This is a genomic window from Streptomyces sp. NBC_00454 (assembly GCF_041434015.1).
Taxonomy (GTDB): Bacteria; Actinomycetota; Actinomycetes; order Streptomycetales; family Streptomycetaceae; genus Streptomyces.
In genome coordinates this window covers 2462859-2477650 of record NZ_CP107907.1, presented here as the reverse complement: position 1 = coordinate 2477650, position 14792 = coordinate 2462859, and the positions used below count along the sequence as shown (strand labels likewise).

The 14792-nt window shown below is 71.7% G+C and carries 12 protein-coding genes and 1 pseudogene; 7 read left to right on the top strand and 6 right to left on the bottom strand.

The window, feature by feature from the left end; all coding sequences use genetic code 11:
* Nucleotides 1–12: 12 nt before the first annotated feature.
* From OHU74_RS11570 to era, 4 genes and pseudogenes are all read left to right on the top strand, one after another.
* On the top strand, nucleotides 13–1104 hold the full coding sequence (locus OHU74_RS11570) for a GlxA family transcriptional regulator (protein ID WP_371615814.1): 1092 nt from the start codon (nucleotides 13–15) through the stop codon (nucleotides 1102–1104).
* 107 nt (nucleotides 1105–1211) lie between these two features.
* Nucleotides 1212–2636: a beta-xylosidase gene (locus OHU74_RS11565; RefSeq protein ID WP_371615813.1), complete on the top strand. Its 1425-nt coding sequence runs from the start codon at nucleotides 1212–1214 to the stop codon at nucleotides 2634–2636.
* A gap of 23 nt (nucleotides 2637–2659) precedes the next feature.
* Nucleotides 2660–3100: pseudogene (locus OHU74_RS11560) on the top strand (WxL protein peptidoglycan domain-containing protein); the annotation flags it as partial.
* A gap of 519 nt (nucleotides 3101–3619) precedes the next feature.
* Nucleotides 3620–4570 (top strand): GTPase Era, encoded by a 951-nt coding sequence (era, locus tag OHU74_RS11555; RefSeq protein ID WP_371619652.1) that lies wholly within the window; start codon nucleotides 3620–3622, stop codon nucleotides 4568–4570.
* 12 nt (nucleotides 4571–4582) lie between these two features.
* On the opposite strand, the gene OHU74_RS11550 is transcribed toward era, so the two are convergent.
* The 5 genes from OHU74_RS11550 to OHU74_RS11530 form a co-directional block, all read right to left on the bottom strand.
* Nucleotides 4583–5248: a class I SAM-dependent methyltransferase gene (locus OHU74_RS11550; protein WP_371615812.1), complete on the bottom strand. Its 666-nt coding sequence runs from the start codon at nucleotides 5246–5248 to the stop codon at nucleotides 4583–4585.
* 161 nt (nucleotides 5249–5409) lie between these two features.
* On the bottom strand, nucleotides 5410–6228 hold the full coding sequence (locus OHU74_RS11545; RefSeq protein ID WP_371615811.1) for a GNAT family N-acetyltransferase: 819 nt from the start codon (nucleotides 6226–6228) through the stop codon (nucleotides 5410–5412).
* Nucleotides 6229–6323: 95 nt separating this feature from the next.
* On the bottom strand, nucleotides 6324–6593 hold the full coding sequence (locus OHU74_RS11540) for a protealysin inhibitor emfourin (RefSeq protein WP_371615810.1): 270 nt from the start codon (nucleotides 6591–6593) through the stop codon (nucleotides 6324–6326).
* 10 nt (nucleotides 6594–6603) lie between these two features.
* Nucleotides 6604–7659 (bottom strand): M4 family metallopeptidase, encoded by a 1056-nt coding sequence (locus tag OHU74_RS11535; RefSeq protein WP_371615809.1) that lies wholly within the window; start codon nucleotides 7657–7659, stop codon nucleotides 6604–6606.
* 109 nt (nucleotides 7660–7768) lie between these two features.
* A complete protein-coding gene (locus OHU74_RS11530) occupies nucleotides 7769–8092 on the bottom strand; it encodes an RNA-guided endonuclease InsQ/TnpB family protein (protein ID WP_371615808.1) in 324 nt (107 codons plus the stop codon).
* Between the two features lie 908 nt (nucleotides 8093–9000).
* On the opposite strand from OHU74_RS11530, the gene leuA reads away from it, so the two are divergent.
* Together leuA and OHU74_RS11520 are read left to right on the top strand one after the other, a co-directional pair.
* The gene (gene leuA / locus OHU74_RS11525; RefSeq protein WP_371615807.1) at nucleotides 9001–10764 is read left to right on the top strand and encodes a 2-isopropylmalate synthase; all 1764 of its coding nucleotides are present in this window, start codon (nucleotides 9001–9003) and stop codon (nucleotides 10762–10764) included.
* Between the two features lie 234 nt (nucleotides 10765–10998).
* Nucleotides 10999–11694, top strand: coding sequence for a TerB family tellurite resistance protein (locus OHU74_RS11520; RefSeq protein ID WP_371615806.1), 696 nt, complete (start codon nucleotides 10999–11001; stop codon nucleotides 11692–11694).
* A 64-nt stretch (nucleotides 11695–11758) separates the two neighbouring features.
* Here OHU74_RS11520 and OHU74_RS11515 read toward each other — a convergent pair whose 3' ends face one another.
* The gene (locus OHU74_RS11515) at nucleotides 11759–12640 is read right to left on the bottom strand and encodes an alpha/beta fold hydrolase (RefSeq protein ID WP_371615805.1); all 882 of its coding nucleotides are present in this window, start codon (nucleotides 12638–12640) and stop codon (nucleotides 11759–11761) included.
* 638 nt (nucleotides 12641–13278) lie between these two features.
* Between OHU74_RS11515 and OHU74_RS11510 the strand changes: the two genes are divergently transcribed.
* Nucleotides 13279–14778, top strand: coding sequence for a nucleobase:cation symporter-2 family protein (locus OHU74_RS11510; protein ID WP_371615804.1), 1500 nt, complete (start codon nucleotides 13279–13281; stop codon nucleotides 14776–14778).
* Nucleotides 14779–14792 lie beyond the last annotated feature (14 nt).

The following is a 14792-nucleotide window of genomic DNA, read 5'->3' as shown; positions in this document are numbered from 1 at the left end:
TATGATCGGGCCATGGATGTCGCCGAAGGTGCCACCGTGGATGCCGCCGTGGAGTTCAAGCCGCACCGTGTCGTCGTGCTCGCGCTCGCCGGGCTGCTGCCCTTCGAGCTCGGCATCCCCCACCGGATCTTCGGCCGGGCCAAGGATCCGGCCGGACGGCCGCTGTACGAGATCCTCACCTGCGGGCTGGCCCCCGGCGCCGTGCCCACGGACGCCGACTTCGCGATCCAGGTCGGGCACGGGCCGGAGCTGCTGGCCACGGCGGACACGGTGGTGGTCCCCGCCTCGTACGAGCTGGGCCCGGTCCACGGGGAAGGCCGTCTCACCCCCGAGCTCGCCGAGGCCCTCGCGCACATCAGGCCCGGTACCCGTCTCGTTTCCATCTGTACGGGTGGTTATGTGCTGGCCGCCGCGGGGTACTTGGACGGCCGCCGGGCCACCACCCACTGGTCCTCGGCCGAGCACTTCCAGCGCACCTTCCCCGCCGTGCGGGTGGACGCGGGCGTGCTCTACACCGACGACGGGGACGTGCTGACCTCCGCCGGAGTCGCCGCCGGCATCGACCTGTGCCTCTACATCGTGCGCCGCGACCACGGCGCGGCCGTCGCCAACGACGTGGCCCGGCGCACCGTCGTACCGCCCCACCGGGACGGCGGGCAGGCGCAGTTCATCGAACGGCCGGTGCCGGAGCCGCAGCAGGCCAGCACCACCGCGGCCCGCGCATGGGTGCTGGACCGGCTGCACGAGCCGGTGCGGCTGAGCGACCTGGCCCGGCAGGAGGCCATGTCGGTACGGACCTTCACGCGCAGGTTCCGCGAGGAGTCCGGGGTCAGCCCCGGCGAATGGATCGTCGGGCAGCGGGTCGAGCGGGCCCGGACGCTGCTGGAACAGACCGCCCTGCCGATGGAACGGGTGGCGCGGGAGGCGGGGTTCGGGACGGCGCAGTCGCTGCGCAAGCACGTCCAGGCGGCGCTCGGGGTGAGCCCGACGGCCTACCGGCGGACGTTCCGGGAGGCGGAGGCCTCGGGTGGGGCTGCGGGCGAGAGCGGGCCCACTCTGACATCTCCTGATGGGCCATCAGTTGGTGCCGGGTCCGTGCATTGACTTATCCCGCCACCCGCTCGTGAATGGCCCCAGTCGGGGTACGGGAACCCAGGGGGCGGGCAGTGCGGACATCGGCGCGGAGCAGAGGGTGGTCGGCTGCCGTCGGCATGGCGGTGCTGGCAGCCGCGACCGGAGGCGCGCTGAGCCCGCCCGCCGCCGCCGAAGGGGCCGGGCCGAGCGCCGGGCCGCCGGGCCAGGTGGAGTTCCCGACGCACTGCCTGCCGCCCCAGGAGGCCGGACTGCCTCCCGCGGACGGGCCCACCACCGCCCGGATCACCGTGGACAACCAGGCGCCGCGCGTGGGCGACATCGTCACCGTGACCTATCAGGTGATCAGGACCCCCGCCGTGAACCCGCTCGCGGCCGGACTCCCCGCCGACGTGCTCACCCCCACCGGCCGGATCGTCCTCGGCGGAGCGCAGAGCGGCGAGGTCACGGTCGTCGGAGCCAAGCGCAACGACCCCGTCAACGCGGGCGACCCGCTGCCCGCCGTCACCATGACCGGCACCTTCACCGTCACCGCACCCGGTGAGATCACCCTCGCCCCGGGCGGCTACACCCTGCACACCAGCCACCTCATGGACCTCGACACGATCTGCGCCGCTGCCGCCGCGACCCCGGACCCGGCCCCGAATCCGGCCCCGAACCCGACCCAGGACCCGACCTCGGCCCCGGCCCCCACGACGACTCCCACGACGGCTCCGAGCCCGGAACCGAACCCCGTCCCCCTCCCCGTCCTGACACCGGTCGCCGAGCGGCTCGCCGCGACCGCCCTCCCGACGGCCAACCTGCGCTCGGTCGCACTCGCCACGGCCTCCGGGAGCCCCGGCGCCAAGGTCAAGGTCACCGGTTCCGGCTTCGTCCCCGGCGCGGCGGTCACCGTGGCCGGGCGGGCCGGCGTCGCCGAGACCGCCGACCGGGTGACGGCGAAGGCGGACGAGCTGGGCGTGGTCCTGACGGAGCTGCCGGTCACGGACAAGGCGACCGCGGCGGTCGTGGCCTACGAGGGCCCGGCCTGGTCGGCGGCGGAGGGCTCCGGACCGGCGGCGTACACGGTGATCGACGTCCTCCCGGCGGCGCCGGGCACCCAGAAGGTGACGGCCGTCGTGGAAGGGGGCGAGCTGGGCATGACCCAGCAGGGCGAGGCCGTGACCCTGGGCGCGGTCCCGTACGGGGACGGCGGCGCCGCGGCGGGCAGGATCGGCACCGTCACCGTCAAGGACGCCCGGGGCGGCCCGGCGGGCTGGTCGCTGATCGGAAAGGTCACCGATTTCACGGGCTCGGGCGGACTCCGCATCCCGGGCGCCTCCCTGAGCTGGACCCCCTCGTGCGTGGCGGCCGCCGGCAGCCCCAGCGCCTGTACGCCCGGCAGCGCGGGCACGGTCGGACCGGAGGGCGCGCTGCTGGCGTCCACGCCGGACGCCACGGTCGTCGGGGGAACCTTCACGATCGACGCGACGGTCGCGCTCCAGGTGCCCCCGTACACCGCGCCGGGCGCCTACACCGCGGTGCTGACCCTGACCCTGTCGTGACGGGCCAGGCCCCGGCCCCGGCCATGGCCCACCGGAACGGGCACCGGCACGGGCTGCGGTCGGCCGTGGCGGCGTCCCTGCTGCTGCTCGCCGCCGTGCTCCTGCTCGCGCCCGCCGGGACGGCCGCCGCCGCCGACAACGGGCAGTGGTCCGTGCTGCCCGCCGCGAACACCCTCGGCCAGCGGCCCTACTTCTACCTCTCCGCCGCCCCAGGCGCGGCCGTCTCCGACACCGTCACCATCGCCAACCGCACCGATCAGCCCCGCACCTTCCGTCTCTACGCCGCCGACGCCTACAACACCGCCCGCGACGGCGGCTTCGCGCTGCGCGGCCCCGACGAGCCGCGCACCGCCACCGGCGCGTGGACGAAGCTCGCGCGGGAGCGGATCACCGTCCCGGCGCGTACCGCGGTCGGCGTCGGCTTCACCCTCACCGTCCCCGACCGCGCCGAGCCCGGGGACCACCCCGGAGCCATCGTCGCCCTGGAGGACGGGCCGACGGGCACGGCGGCGCAAGGGGCCGGCCGGCAAGGAATCGGGGTGCAGCAGGCCGTCGCCGCCCGCGTCTACCTCCGGGTCGCCGGACCCACCGCACCGGCCCTCGCCGTCGAGGACCTCCGGGTCACCGGTCGGGCCGCCGCCGGCGCGGAGATCTCGTACACGCTCCGCAACCTCGGCAACGTCACACTGCGCCCCCGCGCGGCCCTCGCCGTCACCGGAGCCCTCGGCCGCACCCTGCGCTCCCGCACCCTGACCGGCCTGCCCGCCGAGCTGCTTCCCGGTCAGGAGATCCGGCTCACGGCCAGCTGGGAGGACCCCCCGGCGCTGGAATGGACCCGGATCACGGTGACGGCGGGGGCCGACGGAACCAGCTCCCGGGCCACCGCCGGCCACGCCGCGCACCCCGCTCTGAACGGTCTCCTGGCAGCCGCTCTCGCGCTCCTGGCCGCAGCCTGGTCGGCGCTGGGAGCCGCATCGGGGAGAATGGCCCGTATGAGCGATCGTTCCCCCGAGACCACCAGCCCGCACCGTGCGGGCTTCGCCTGCTTCGTCGGCCGCCCCAACGCGGGGAAGTCGACCCTGACCAACGCGCTCGTGGGTACCAAGGTCGCGATCACCTCCAACCGGCCGCAGACCACCCGCCACACCGTGCGCGGCATCGTGCACCGCCCCGACGCCCAGCTCGTGCTGGTCGACACGCCCGGCCTGCACAAGCCGCGCACGCTGCTCGGCGAGCGCCTCAACGACGTCGTGCGCGCGACCTGGTCCGAGGTCGACGTCATCGGCTTCTGCCTGCCCGCGGACCAGAAGCTCGGCCCCGGCGACAAGTTCATCGTCAAGGAGCTCGCGGGGATCAAGAAGACCCCCAAGATCGCCATCATCACCAAGACCGACCTCGTCGAGTCCAAGGTGGTGGGCGAGCAGCTCATCGCCGTCCACCAGCTCGCCGAGGAGCTGGGCTTCGAGTGGGCCGAGATCGTCCCGGTGTCGGCGGTCGGCGACAGCCAGGTCCATCTGCTGGCGGACCTGATCGCGCCGATGCTGCCCGAGAGCCCGCCGCTGTACCCGGAGGGCGACCTCACCGACGAGCCCGAGATGGTGATGGTCGCGGAGCTGATCCGCGAGGCCGCGCTGGAAGGCGTACGGGACGAGCTCCCGCACTCCATCGCGGTCGTCGTCGAGGAGATGATCCCCCGGGAGAACCGCCCGGCGGACCGTCCGCTGCTGGACATCCACGCGAACCTCTACATCGAGCGGCCGAGCCAGAAGGGCATCATCATCGGCCCGAAGGGCGCCCGCCTGAAGGAGGTCGGGATGAAGTCGCGCAAGCACATCGAGGCGCTGCTCGGCACTCCGGTCTTCCTCGACCTGCACGTGAAGGTCGCCAAGGACTGGCAGCGCGACCCCAAGCAGCTCCGCAAGCTCGGTTTCTAGGCGGGCGGGTTCCTACGGGAGCCGCCGCACCTTCACCACGTTGTCCGTACGGGTCCCGGGCCGGCCGTCAGGCTGGTCCTGGGCCCGTACGTGTTCCTCCGCCAGCAGCACCTCCCAGGCGCCGGCCGCCAGCTCCAGCTGGGCGAGGACCTGGTCGGGGGTCGGGAAATCGATCTCCGGGCGGTCCTGCTGCCAGGACGCCCAGCCCGCGTGGCCGACGACGAGCAGGATCCCGCCGGGAGCCACGGCCGCGGCGGCCCGGCGCAGGATCCGCTCGCGCGGGAACTCGCCGAAGGTGTGCAGGAAGCACGCGGAGACCAGGTCGTACTCCCCGGCCGGGAAGGACTCCGCGAGGTCGTGCCGCTCCCACTCGGTGCGGTCGTCGACCCCGGCGTCGGAGGCGTGGACGGCTGCCCGCTCCAGGGCGACCCCGGAGATGTCCGTCCCGGTGACGTGCCAGCCCCGCCGGGCGAGCCAGACGGCGTCGCCGCCCTCGCCGCAGCCGAGGTCCAGGGCCCGCCCCGGGGCCAGCCCTTCGGTTTCCCGGGCCAGGACGGCGTTGGCTTCGCCGCTCCAGACCTTGTCGCTCTCGCGGTAGCGGGTGTCCCAGTACTCCTCGCCCACGACGGTGGCGTCTGCGCCGGCGGGCTCGGGGGAGCGGTGGTGCTCGTGCGGCATGGGGACCTCTTCCGGTCGGTACGGGTGCCTGCGCCTCCGATGCTCCGCTCCCGCGGCCCGTCCGGCCAAGCAACTTTGCGGTTTCCGCAAACCGTGTCCGGACCGCCCGGACCGCCCGGACCGCCCGGCCGCCCGGGTCGCGGCCCTGGTCCCCGGCCCCGCTACAGGGGCCGCTCCGCGATCAGGGCCGTGCCCACCCGGCGGAAGCCCAGGCGGCCGTAGATCCGGGCCACGTCCTCGTCGCCGGCCGAGAGGAAGACCGTACGGGCTCCGTGGGCCAGGGCGTCCGCGACCAGGGCCGCCGTCACCGCGAGGCCGAGCCCCTGGCGGCGGGCCGACGGGAGGGTGCCGACACCGACCACCTCGGCGACGTCGCCGACCGGGATGTACTGGCCGGAGCAGAGCACCGCGCCTTCGCGCACGGCGGCCGCCAGGGCCGTCCGGGCCGACGCGATCATTCCGGAGACCCGGACCCTGCGGGCCTCCGAGGCCGGGTCCTCCGCGGCCACCGCGAGCTCCGCCGGGCCGCCCTCGCCCACCGCCGTACCGGGCGCGGCGAAGGCCAGCATCGGCACGGTCACCGCACTGCGCAGCAGCGGGTCGGCCGCGCCGAGCACGCGTACCTCCGGATCCACGGGCAGCGGTACCGCCTCGGCGGCCGGGTCCAGCACCATCAGCGGGTGCGCGTGGACGTGCAGCCCGGCGGCCTCCGCCGCGGCCCGCAGGGAGGGGGTGGTTTCGGCCACCCACTCGAAGGACTCGGGGACCTCCAGCTCCCGCTGCCGGGCCAGCACCCGCTCCACGTCGGCCGCCGAGACCTCCGCGCCGCCGAGCGCGGGGCGCGCGTAGTACGGCCAGCCGTCGCTCTCCTGGACGAACAGGGTCAGCGGACCGAAGTCCTCGGCCCGCGCCCCGCCCGCCCGCGGTGCGGTGTCGTAGTAGCGCTCGAGCTCGGGCAGGCTCCCGGGATTCACAGTCATCCGGCCATCCAAGCAAAACGGCAGCTCAGGGGCACTTCAATTGATGCCCCTGCGCCGCTGAGCCCCTGCGCCCCTGAGCCGCTTCGCGCGTACGGCTAAGCGCCCTCCTTGAGCACCCGCGAGATCAGCGCCCGCTGCGCCTCCGAGAGGTTCGGGTCCTGGCAGAGCACCGTCCGCCCGTCCACCGTGATCCGGTACGAGAACCCGTCCCGGATCCCCTCCGCCGGGGGACCCGGTGGACCGGGCCGCAGCGCCAGCTGCGCCAGGGCCTGCCACTCGGCCTCGTCGGGCAGGCCCGAGGTGTCCACCTCGGCCCGCCGTTCGATCCCCGCGAAGCCGCCCGTCCGCACCACCTGAATCCGCATGAGGGGCTTTCTACCCCAAGCCGACCGCGGACCACGCCTTCTGGAGCGCCTGGTGTTCGGCGCCGCCTTCCCCGTACCGGGCCACGGCGGCGGCGACCGTCAGGCGGGCGAAGTCCGCGAATCCGGCCTCCGGGGTCAGTTCCCCGCCGGTCAGGGTGTCGTACCAGATCTGGCCGGTCCGCTCCCAGGCCTTGCCGCCGAGCTCGCTCGCCGCGATGTAGAAGGCGTGGTTGGGGATGCCGGAGTTGATGTGCACGCCGCCGTTGTCGCGGGAGGTGCGCACGTAGCCGTCCATCGTCGCCGGCTGCGGGTCCTTGCCGAGCTCGTCGTCCTCGTACGCGGTCCCGGGCGCCTTCATCGACCGCAGGGCCATGCCGCTGTCGACGGCGGGCCCGAGCAGCCCGGCACCGATCAGCCAGTCGGCCTCCTCGGCGGTCTGGTTCAGTGAGTACTGCTTGATGAGGGAGCCGAAGACATCGGACATGGACTCGTTGAGCGCGCCCGGCTGGTCGTGATAGGCGAGGTTGGCGGTGTGCTGGGTGACTCCGTGGGTCAGCTCGTGCCCGATGACGTCCACCGAGACGGTGAAGTCGAGGAACAGGTCCCCGTCGCCGTCGCCGAACACCATCCGGCTGCCGTCCCAGAAGGCGTTGTTGTAGAGCCGGTCGTAATGGACGGTGGCGTCCAGCGGCAGGCCGGAGCCGTCGATCGAGTGGCGCCCGTAGGCCTTGAGGTACAGCTCGAAGGTGGCCCCGAGCCCGGCGTAGGCCCGGTTGACGCTGACGTCCTTGCTCACGTCCTCGCCCTCGCCGCGGACCTTCTTGCCCGGCAGCCGGGTGTGGTGCTGGGCGTCGTAGATGGTCCGCCGGGGCGTCTCGGAGGGCCCGTCCCCGGCCGGCGGCAGGACGGCCAGCTGCCGCCGGACGCGGTTCGAGGCGTCGAGCTCCAGGGTCCGGCGCGCGGCGGCCGCGCGGGCGGGGTCGACGGACTGGGCGATCTTGTCCAGGAGGTGCGGCGGCACCACGGTGCAGAAGACGGGGTGGCGGTGGCTGTGGGAGGCATCCATGCCCGGCAATGTGGCAGCGGGTGACGCGGATGTCACTAGTTGCGACCATGATTCATTCGCTTGTGTCACATGTCTGTCGCGGAGGCGACGAGGCTTGCGTTACGGCGCATCACTGGCTGTGGTGTGGCGTCCGCGTCCGGTCGTCTCGCTGGTGCGGGACGGCTGGGGCCGGTGACGGGGCCCCGCTTCGCCGCAACGCCAGCGCGCGTGCGCGGATGTTGCGGGAGCCGTTGTGGTCTGCGTGATCAACGAATCCGCAGGACCGGCAAGCGAAGCGGGCCTGCGAGACCCGGTTCGCCTTGTCGACGTGGCCGCACCGGGAGCAGGTGCGGGAGGTGTGCGCCGGATCGACGTACGCCACCGGCACGCCCGCCCGGCGGGCCTTGTACGTGATGAACTCGCCGAGCTGGGCGAAGGCCCAGCTGTGCACCATGGCCCGTTGGGGCTTCCTCGGCCGTCACGCTGCAGCAGGTCGGACTCGCCTCGGCGGTGTGTGGCCAGCATGGCGAGTTGCTCGGCACCGGCTGTGATGCCCACCGCCTTGAGGCGCCCGCTCGTCGTCCAGATCGAAATGGTGCGCGCTTCGGCCTGCCACGACAGCATGCGGTCGTCGTACGGCTGGGCCGCGTCGGGTCGGAAGGACGGCGGTTTGCCTCCGGCAAGGCTGCGTCGTCTCGAATTCGGCCTGCCGGGCCTCCTGGCCTGCAGCTTCGCCTGCAGGGTCGTGCAGGCGTCGGCTGCCTTCTTGATCGTATGCTGTGCGGCCTGCGCACCCAGGCTCCAGCGTTCCTTCACCTCGGCGTAGGTGTGCTTGCGCAAGTCGAAATTCTTGTACGCCCCCTGTGCGAATGCGACTTCGGCAGCCCATGAAGCGGCCTCGTTGCAGGCCCGGAGCGTCGCTGCGAGTGCCGACGCCTGTGTGGGCGTCGGCAGTAGCTTGACCTGCACCACCAGCTTCATGGCTGATGAACGTAGCCAGCCGTACGGTCGGTCGAGTGGAGATCGCGCATGCGTCATCACGGCGAGCGATGATGCGATCGTACGTGCGATCTGAACGCCCCTTGGTGGATCGGACCGACCTGCCGTACCAAGAGAGGCTTAGCTCACAAAGGGTGCAAAACGGACCCCCGGGTCTTGCATACTGAAACAGGCCCCGCAATCCGGGGCAGCTCGGTTAGGCTCGGCCCATCATGCGTTTCGGGCTGCTTCTCCTTAGCTGCCGCGGCGAGGGTCTGTAGTCGTAGGCCGGCCCCCTCCCCGCGGAGTTTGGTGTTGCGGTTTTGCGACCGTCCGTCGGCCGTCCCAGCGAACTACACGCGGACACGCGAGGAGCCCTACGTCATGAGCCAGCACACTTTTGTCGGTCGCCCCACGCCCATCACGAACGCGACCCACACCCAGAAGCCCTCCGGGATGCCGATCCACAAGTACGGCTCCTACGAGCAGGTGGACATCCCGGACCGCACCTGGCCCCAGGCCCGCGTCACGAAGGCCCCCCGCTGGCTGTCCACCGACCTGCGCGACGGCAACCAGTCGCTGATCGACCCGATGACCCCCGCCCGCAAGCGCGAGATGTTCGACCTGCTGGTGCGCATGGGCTACAAGGAGATCGAGGTCGGCTTCCCGTCCTCCGGCGAGACCGACTTCGCCTTCGTGCGCTCCATCATCGAAGAGGGCGCGATCCCGGACGACGTGACGATCTCCGTACTGACCCAGGCCCGCGAGGACCTGATCGAGCGGACCGTGGAATCGCTGGTCGGCGCCAAGCGCGCCACCGTGCACCTGTACAACGCCACCGCCCCCACCTTCCGCCGGGTCGTCTTCCGCGGCTCGAAGGAGCAGATCAAGCAGATCGCCGTCGACGGCACCCGCCTGGTCATGGAGTACGCGGAGAAGCTGCTGGGCCCGGAGACCACCTTCGGCTACCAGTACAGCCCGGAGATCTTCACCGACACCGAGCTGGACTTCGCCCTGGAGGTCTGCGAGGCCGTCTGCGACGTGTGGCAGCCGTCCGAGGGCCGCGAGATCATCCTGAACCTGCCCGCCACCGTGGAGCGTTCCACGCCCTCCACCCACGCGGACCGCTTCGAGTGGATGGCCCGCAACCTGACCCGCCGCGCGCACATCTGCATCTCCGTGCACCCGCACAACGACCGCGGCACCGCCGTCGCCGCCGCCGAGCTGGCCCTGATGGCCGGCGCCGACCGCATCGAGGGCTGCCTGTTCGGCCAGGGCGAGCGCACCGGCAACGTGGACCTGATCACGCTGGGCATGAACCTCTTCTCGCAGGGCATCGACCCGCAGATCGACTTCTCGCAGATCGACGAGATCCGTCGCACCAGCGAGTACTGCAACCAGATGGAGGTCCACCCGCGCCACCCCTACGCGGGCGACCTGGTCTACACCGCCTTCTCCGGCTCCCACCAGGACGCCATCAAGAAGGGCTTCGACGCGATGGAGGCCGACGCGGCCGCCAAGGGCGTCACCGTCGACGACATCGAGTGGGCCGTCCCGTACCTGCCGATCGACCCGAAGGACGTCGGCCGCTCCTACGAGGCCGTCATCCGGGTCAACTCGCAGTCCGGCAAGGGCGGCATCGCCTACGTCCTGAAGAACGACCACAAGCTGGACCTGCCGCGCCGCATGCAGATCGAGTTCTCGCGGATCATCCAGGCCAAGACCGACTCCGAGGGCGGCGAGGTCACCCCGAAGGCGATCTGGGACGTCTTCCAGGACGAGTACCTGCCCAACCCCGAGAACCCGTGGGGCCGCATCCAGCTGCGCTCCGGCCAGACCACCACCGACAAGGACGGCACGGACACGCTGACCGTCGAGGCGGTCGTGGACGGCGTGGAGACCGTCCTGGACGGCACCGGCAACGGCCCGATCTCGGCCTTCTTCAGCGCGCTGTCCGACATCGGCATCGACGCCCGCCTGCTGGACTACACCGAGCACACGATGAGCGAGGGCGCCTCCGCCGTCGCCGCCTCGTACATCGAGTGCGCGATCGACGGCCGCGTCCTGTGGGGCATCGGCATCGACGCCAACACCACCCGCGCCTCCCTGAAGGCGGTCATCTCCGCCGTCAACCGCGCGGGCCGCTGATCCCCGTCCGGCTGATCCTCGCCCGTGTGGGCGGTCCGGAACCCCGTTCCTCCTTCCGGAGGGCGGGGTTCCGCCGTTTCTGCACCCGTTCGGCCAGGGAGTTCGCGGGGGGCGCGGATCGGCCAAGTACGGGGGTCGGCGGATGTTGTCTTGTCACACTGCTGACGCATCCTCACCGATGTGGCTAACATCACCCAACCCGGCGATGTTGCCGGAAGGTTACGGAGGTGCGACGTGCTGCCAGTTCGGGGTGGGGACGGCCGGAAGCTGACGGTCTGGGGCATCCGCACCACCTGGAACACCGTGGGGGACGGGGAGTTCTTCTGCCCCGACTGCGGTGGGGACCGCAACTACCGCCGGCGCACCGGGCGCCGCCGGTTCACCGTCCTGGGTGTGCCGCTGCTGCCGCGCGGGCACGCCGGGCCCGTCGTCGAGTGCCAGGGCTGCCGCGAGCGCTTCTCCACCGACATCCTCGACCACCTCACCACCACCCGCTTCTCCGCGCTGCTGCGCGACGCCGTGCACACGGTGACGCTGGCCGTGCTGGCCGCGGGCGGGACGGCCTCGCGCAGCGCGCTGGAGGCCGCCGTGGGCGCCGTACGGTCCGCGGGGTTCCAGGACTGCACCGAGGAGCAGCTGGAGTCCCTCGTGGAGGCGCTGGCCACCGACGAGGGGCGGCTCGGGCTCTACGACGGCCCCGACTGCTGCGGCGCGGCGCTGTCGATCGAGCTCCACGAGGCCCTGGAGCCCCTGGCTCCGCACCTGGCGGCGCCGGGGCGCGAATCGATCCTGCTGCAGGGCGCGCGCGTGGCCCTGGCGGACGGCCCGTACATCCCCGCGGAGCGCGAGGTGCTGTCCACGGTGGGCGCGGCCCTGCGCATCGACGCGGACGAGGTGGCGCGGCTGCTCTCGGCGGTCCGGGCGCCGTAGGCCCGGCCGGCCCGGGGGCCCGCGCGAGGTCCCGTACGAGGTCTCGCGCGGGCCCCGCGCACGTTCAGGCGGTGCCGCGCCGGACCGGGGCGGGGTGGGCCGTGATGAAGCGGCGCAGGGCCTCGCACAGGGCCTCGGGGTTGTCGAGGGAGATCAGGGTGCGGGAGTCCGGGATCTCCACGTACTCGCCCCGCGGCAGGAGACCGGCGAGCCGGCGCCCGGTCGCGGGCGGCATCATCCGGTCCTGGGCGCCCCAGACGACGAGGGCGGGGCGGTCGAAGGTGCGCAGCCGCTCGGCGGCCCGGAGATAGGTGTCCTTGCGGGTGCCGCGCAGGAAAGCGGTGAGATCCCGCCGGATCGCCGGGTCGCCGAGCAGCGGGCCGTACCAGCGCAGCACCAGCTCGTGCGGGATCGGCCGTGCGGCCATGCCGCCCAGAGAGGTCTGCATCCCGGCGAGGAAGGGCGAGCGGAAGCTCTGCAGGAGCAGGCGGAGCGCGCCGGGGATCCTGCTGGCGGCGTGCAGGGTCTTGCCCTGGAAGCCCGGCGGGTAGTTGTCGAGGGCCTCGCAGGAGGCGAGGACGAGGCGGGCGATCCGTTCGTCCTGGACGCCCACGAGGAGCTGGGCGATCCCGGCGTCGTTCTGGACGAGCGTCACCTCGCGCAGGTCGAGGCGGTCGAGGAACTCGGCGAGCAGGGCGGCGACCCCTTGGGCGGAGAGGTCGGCGCCGGGGTCCATGGGGCGGCGGTGGCCGCCGATGGGGAGCACCGGGACGAGGACGCGGAAGTCGGTGCGCAGCCTGTCGACCACGGGCTGCCAGACGGATTCGTCGAAGCCGAGGCCGGGGACCAGGACGAGCGTCTCGCGGGCAGGGCCGGGGGCTGCGTCGGCCGCTGCCTCGGTGTCGGTGTAGTCGATGGTGCCGGAGCGGAGCGCGATGGCGGGCATGCGGGTCCCTCTCGGTGGATCCACTGGATGGTCCGATCGAGGTGAGGCTAGACCCGGGCCCGCGAGCCTCAGGGGCCCCCTCCCGTCTCACCCCTCGGTCGCGGGGCCTGCGGAGGGTCCGTAGCGAGCGGAATCGGCCCTCTGGCGAGGTAACGATCCGGCGCTACGCGCCCGTATTCATGATCCTTGCGCGCCGTTTGAACCGCGGAGCCCCTCCATCCGTGTCGGGTGTTTCCGACAAATGGACAGCCGGAAGAAGGCCTTCAAGTTTGCGAGGATGAACGATTGCGAAGCCTTAACCCGCACGTCATCTCGTAGGGCCTTCGCGTTCGTGCAGGGAGAACGATTCGTTCCGTCCGGCGGCGCCTATAGCGGACCCGGTGGGTCCACCGCCACTGGAGAAACCTCCAGATCGAGGGCTCCCGTACGTCAACACTTTGTGGAAGTCGACGATATCTGTGAGCGGCCACACAGGCGTTCAATTCCGGTCACACGACGAGACGCCGCAGGTAACACAGCGGAGCTTCGATTCACGTGAATGCACTGACAACCCTGGCGGATAAACGGGTTAACGACCTACTCCGTCGAGGGATAACCAGATTCCTCTCGTTACCTACCTTTTGAAGGGCAAGGCAGAGATGGCACGTGTCGCCGCCCGGCTTTCCAGCGGAGAGCCCAGCACGCACCCGGTCGACGAGGTGCTCCCCCTCCCCAAGCTGGCGCTGTACGGCTTCCAGCACGTACTCGCGTTCTACGCCGGTGCGGTGATCGTTCCGATCATCGTCGGTGGCGCCCTCGGGCTCACCACCGAGCAGCTGGTCTACCTGATCAACGCCGACCTCTTCACCTGCGGCATCGCCTCGATCATCCAGGCGTGGGGCATCGGCCGGATCGGCGCGCGACTGCCGCTGATCCAGGGCGTCACCTTCACCGCGGTGTCCCCGATGATCGCCATCGGTCTCGGGGCGGGCGGCAAGGAAGCGGGCCTGCTCGTCATCTACGGCGCGGTCATCACCGCCGGCCTTGCCACCTTCGCCTTCGCCTGGCTGCCGCCCAAGGTCTTCGGCACGGTCATGCGGCTCTTCCCGCCGGTCGTCACCGGCACGGTCATCACCGTCCTCGGCATCGTGCTGATCCCCGTCGGCCTGAACGACGCCGCGGGCGGCCTCGGCAGCCCCGACTTCGGTGACCCGAAGAACTTCGCCTACGCCGGCGGCACGATGCTCTTCATCCTCATCCTGATGAAGCTCGGCAAGCCCTTCCTCTCCAGCATCTCCATCCTGCTCGGCCTGGTCGGCGGCACCGCGGTCGCGTTCCTGCTCGGCGACGCCAAGTTCGGCGACGTGAGCAAGTCGGACTGGATCGGCATCAGCACCCCGTTCCACTACGGCGCCCCGAAGTTCGAGTGGTTCCCGATCGTCCTGATGCTCATCGTCATGCTGATCACCATGGTCGAGACCACCGGTGACACCTACGCCGTCGGCGACATCGTCGGCAAGAAGGTCGACAGCGAGACGGTGGCCCGCGCCCTGCGTGCCGACGGCGCCGCGACCGCCCTCGGCGGCATCCTCAACTCCTTCCCGTACGTGGCCTTCGCCGAGAACGTCGGCCTGGTCCGGATGACCAAGGTCAAGAGCCGGTTCGTCGTGGTCTCCGCGGGCGTCATCATGATCGTCCTCGGTCTGCTCCCGAAGGCCGCCGCGATCGTCGCCGCCGTCCCGCACGGAGTCCTCGGCGGCGCCGCGACCGTGATGTTCGCGATGGTGGCCCTGGCCGGTATCCAGACCCTGGCCAAGGTGGACCTCAAGGAGGAGAAGAACGCGCTGGTCGTGGGCGTCTCCCTGGCCTTCGCGCTGCTCCCGGCCACGGTTCCGGTGTTCTTCAAGGACCACATGAACTCGGACCTCTCCTCGCTGCTCAACAGCGGTGTGACGCTCGGTGCCACGGCTGCGATCGTCCTGAACCTGATCTTCAACGGTCTGGGCAAGGGCGATGCGCACAACGTCTCGCAGGACGACGTCTCGGAGGGCGACGCTCCGGCGGCGGACGACGCTCCGGCGGCGGACGACGAGGCCACCACGGCAGCCATCCCGGCACAGTCGGCCGAGGGCGAGCCCGCCCCGGCGCCGACCGCCTGATCCTCCCAAGGGGT

Coding starts and splice junctions, on each gene's coding strand:
- OHU74_RS11570 (WP_371615814.1), top strand. CDS start 13: ATGGATGTCGCCGAAGGTGCCACCGTGGATGCCGCCGTGGAGTTCAAG.
- OHU74_RS11565 (WP_371615813.1), top strand. CDS start 1,212: ATGGCGGTGCTGGCAGCCGCGACCGGAGGCGCGCTGAGCCCGCCCGCC.
- era (WP_371619652.1), top strand. CDS start 3,620: ATGGCCCGTATGAGCGATCGTTCCCCCGAGACCACCAGCCCGCACCGT.
- OHU74_RS11550 (WP_371615812.1), bottom strand. CDS start 5,248: ATGCCGCACGAGCACCACCGCTCCCCCGAGCCCGCCGGCGCAGACGCC.
- OHU74_RS11545 (WP_371615811.1), bottom strand. CDS start 6,228: ATGACTGTGAATCCCGGGAGCCTGCCCGAGCTCGAGCGCTACTACGAC.
- OHU74_RS11540 (WP_371615810.1), bottom strand. CDS start 6,593: ATGCGGATTCAGGTGGTGCGGACGGGCGGCTTCGCGGGGATCGAACGG.
- OHU74_RS11535 (WP_371615809.1), bottom strand. CDS start 7,659: ATGGATGCCTCCCACAGCCACCGCCACCCCGTCTTCTGCACCGTGGTG.
- OHU74_RS11530 (WP_371615808.1), bottom strand. CDS start 8,092: ATGGTGCACAGCTGGGCCTTCGCCCAGCTCGGCGAGTTCATCACGTAC.
- leuA (WP_371615807.1), top strand. CDS start 9,001: ATGAGCCAGCACACTTTTGTCGGTCGCCCCACGCCCATCACGAACGCG.
- OHU74_RS11515 (WP_371615805.1), bottom strand. CDS start 12,640: ATGCCCGCCATCGCGCTCCGCTCCGGCACCATCGACTACACCGACACC.
- OHU74_RS11510 (WP_371615804.1), top strand. CDS start 13,279: ATGGCACGTGTCGCCGCCCGGCTTTCCAGCGGAGAGCCCAGCACGCAC.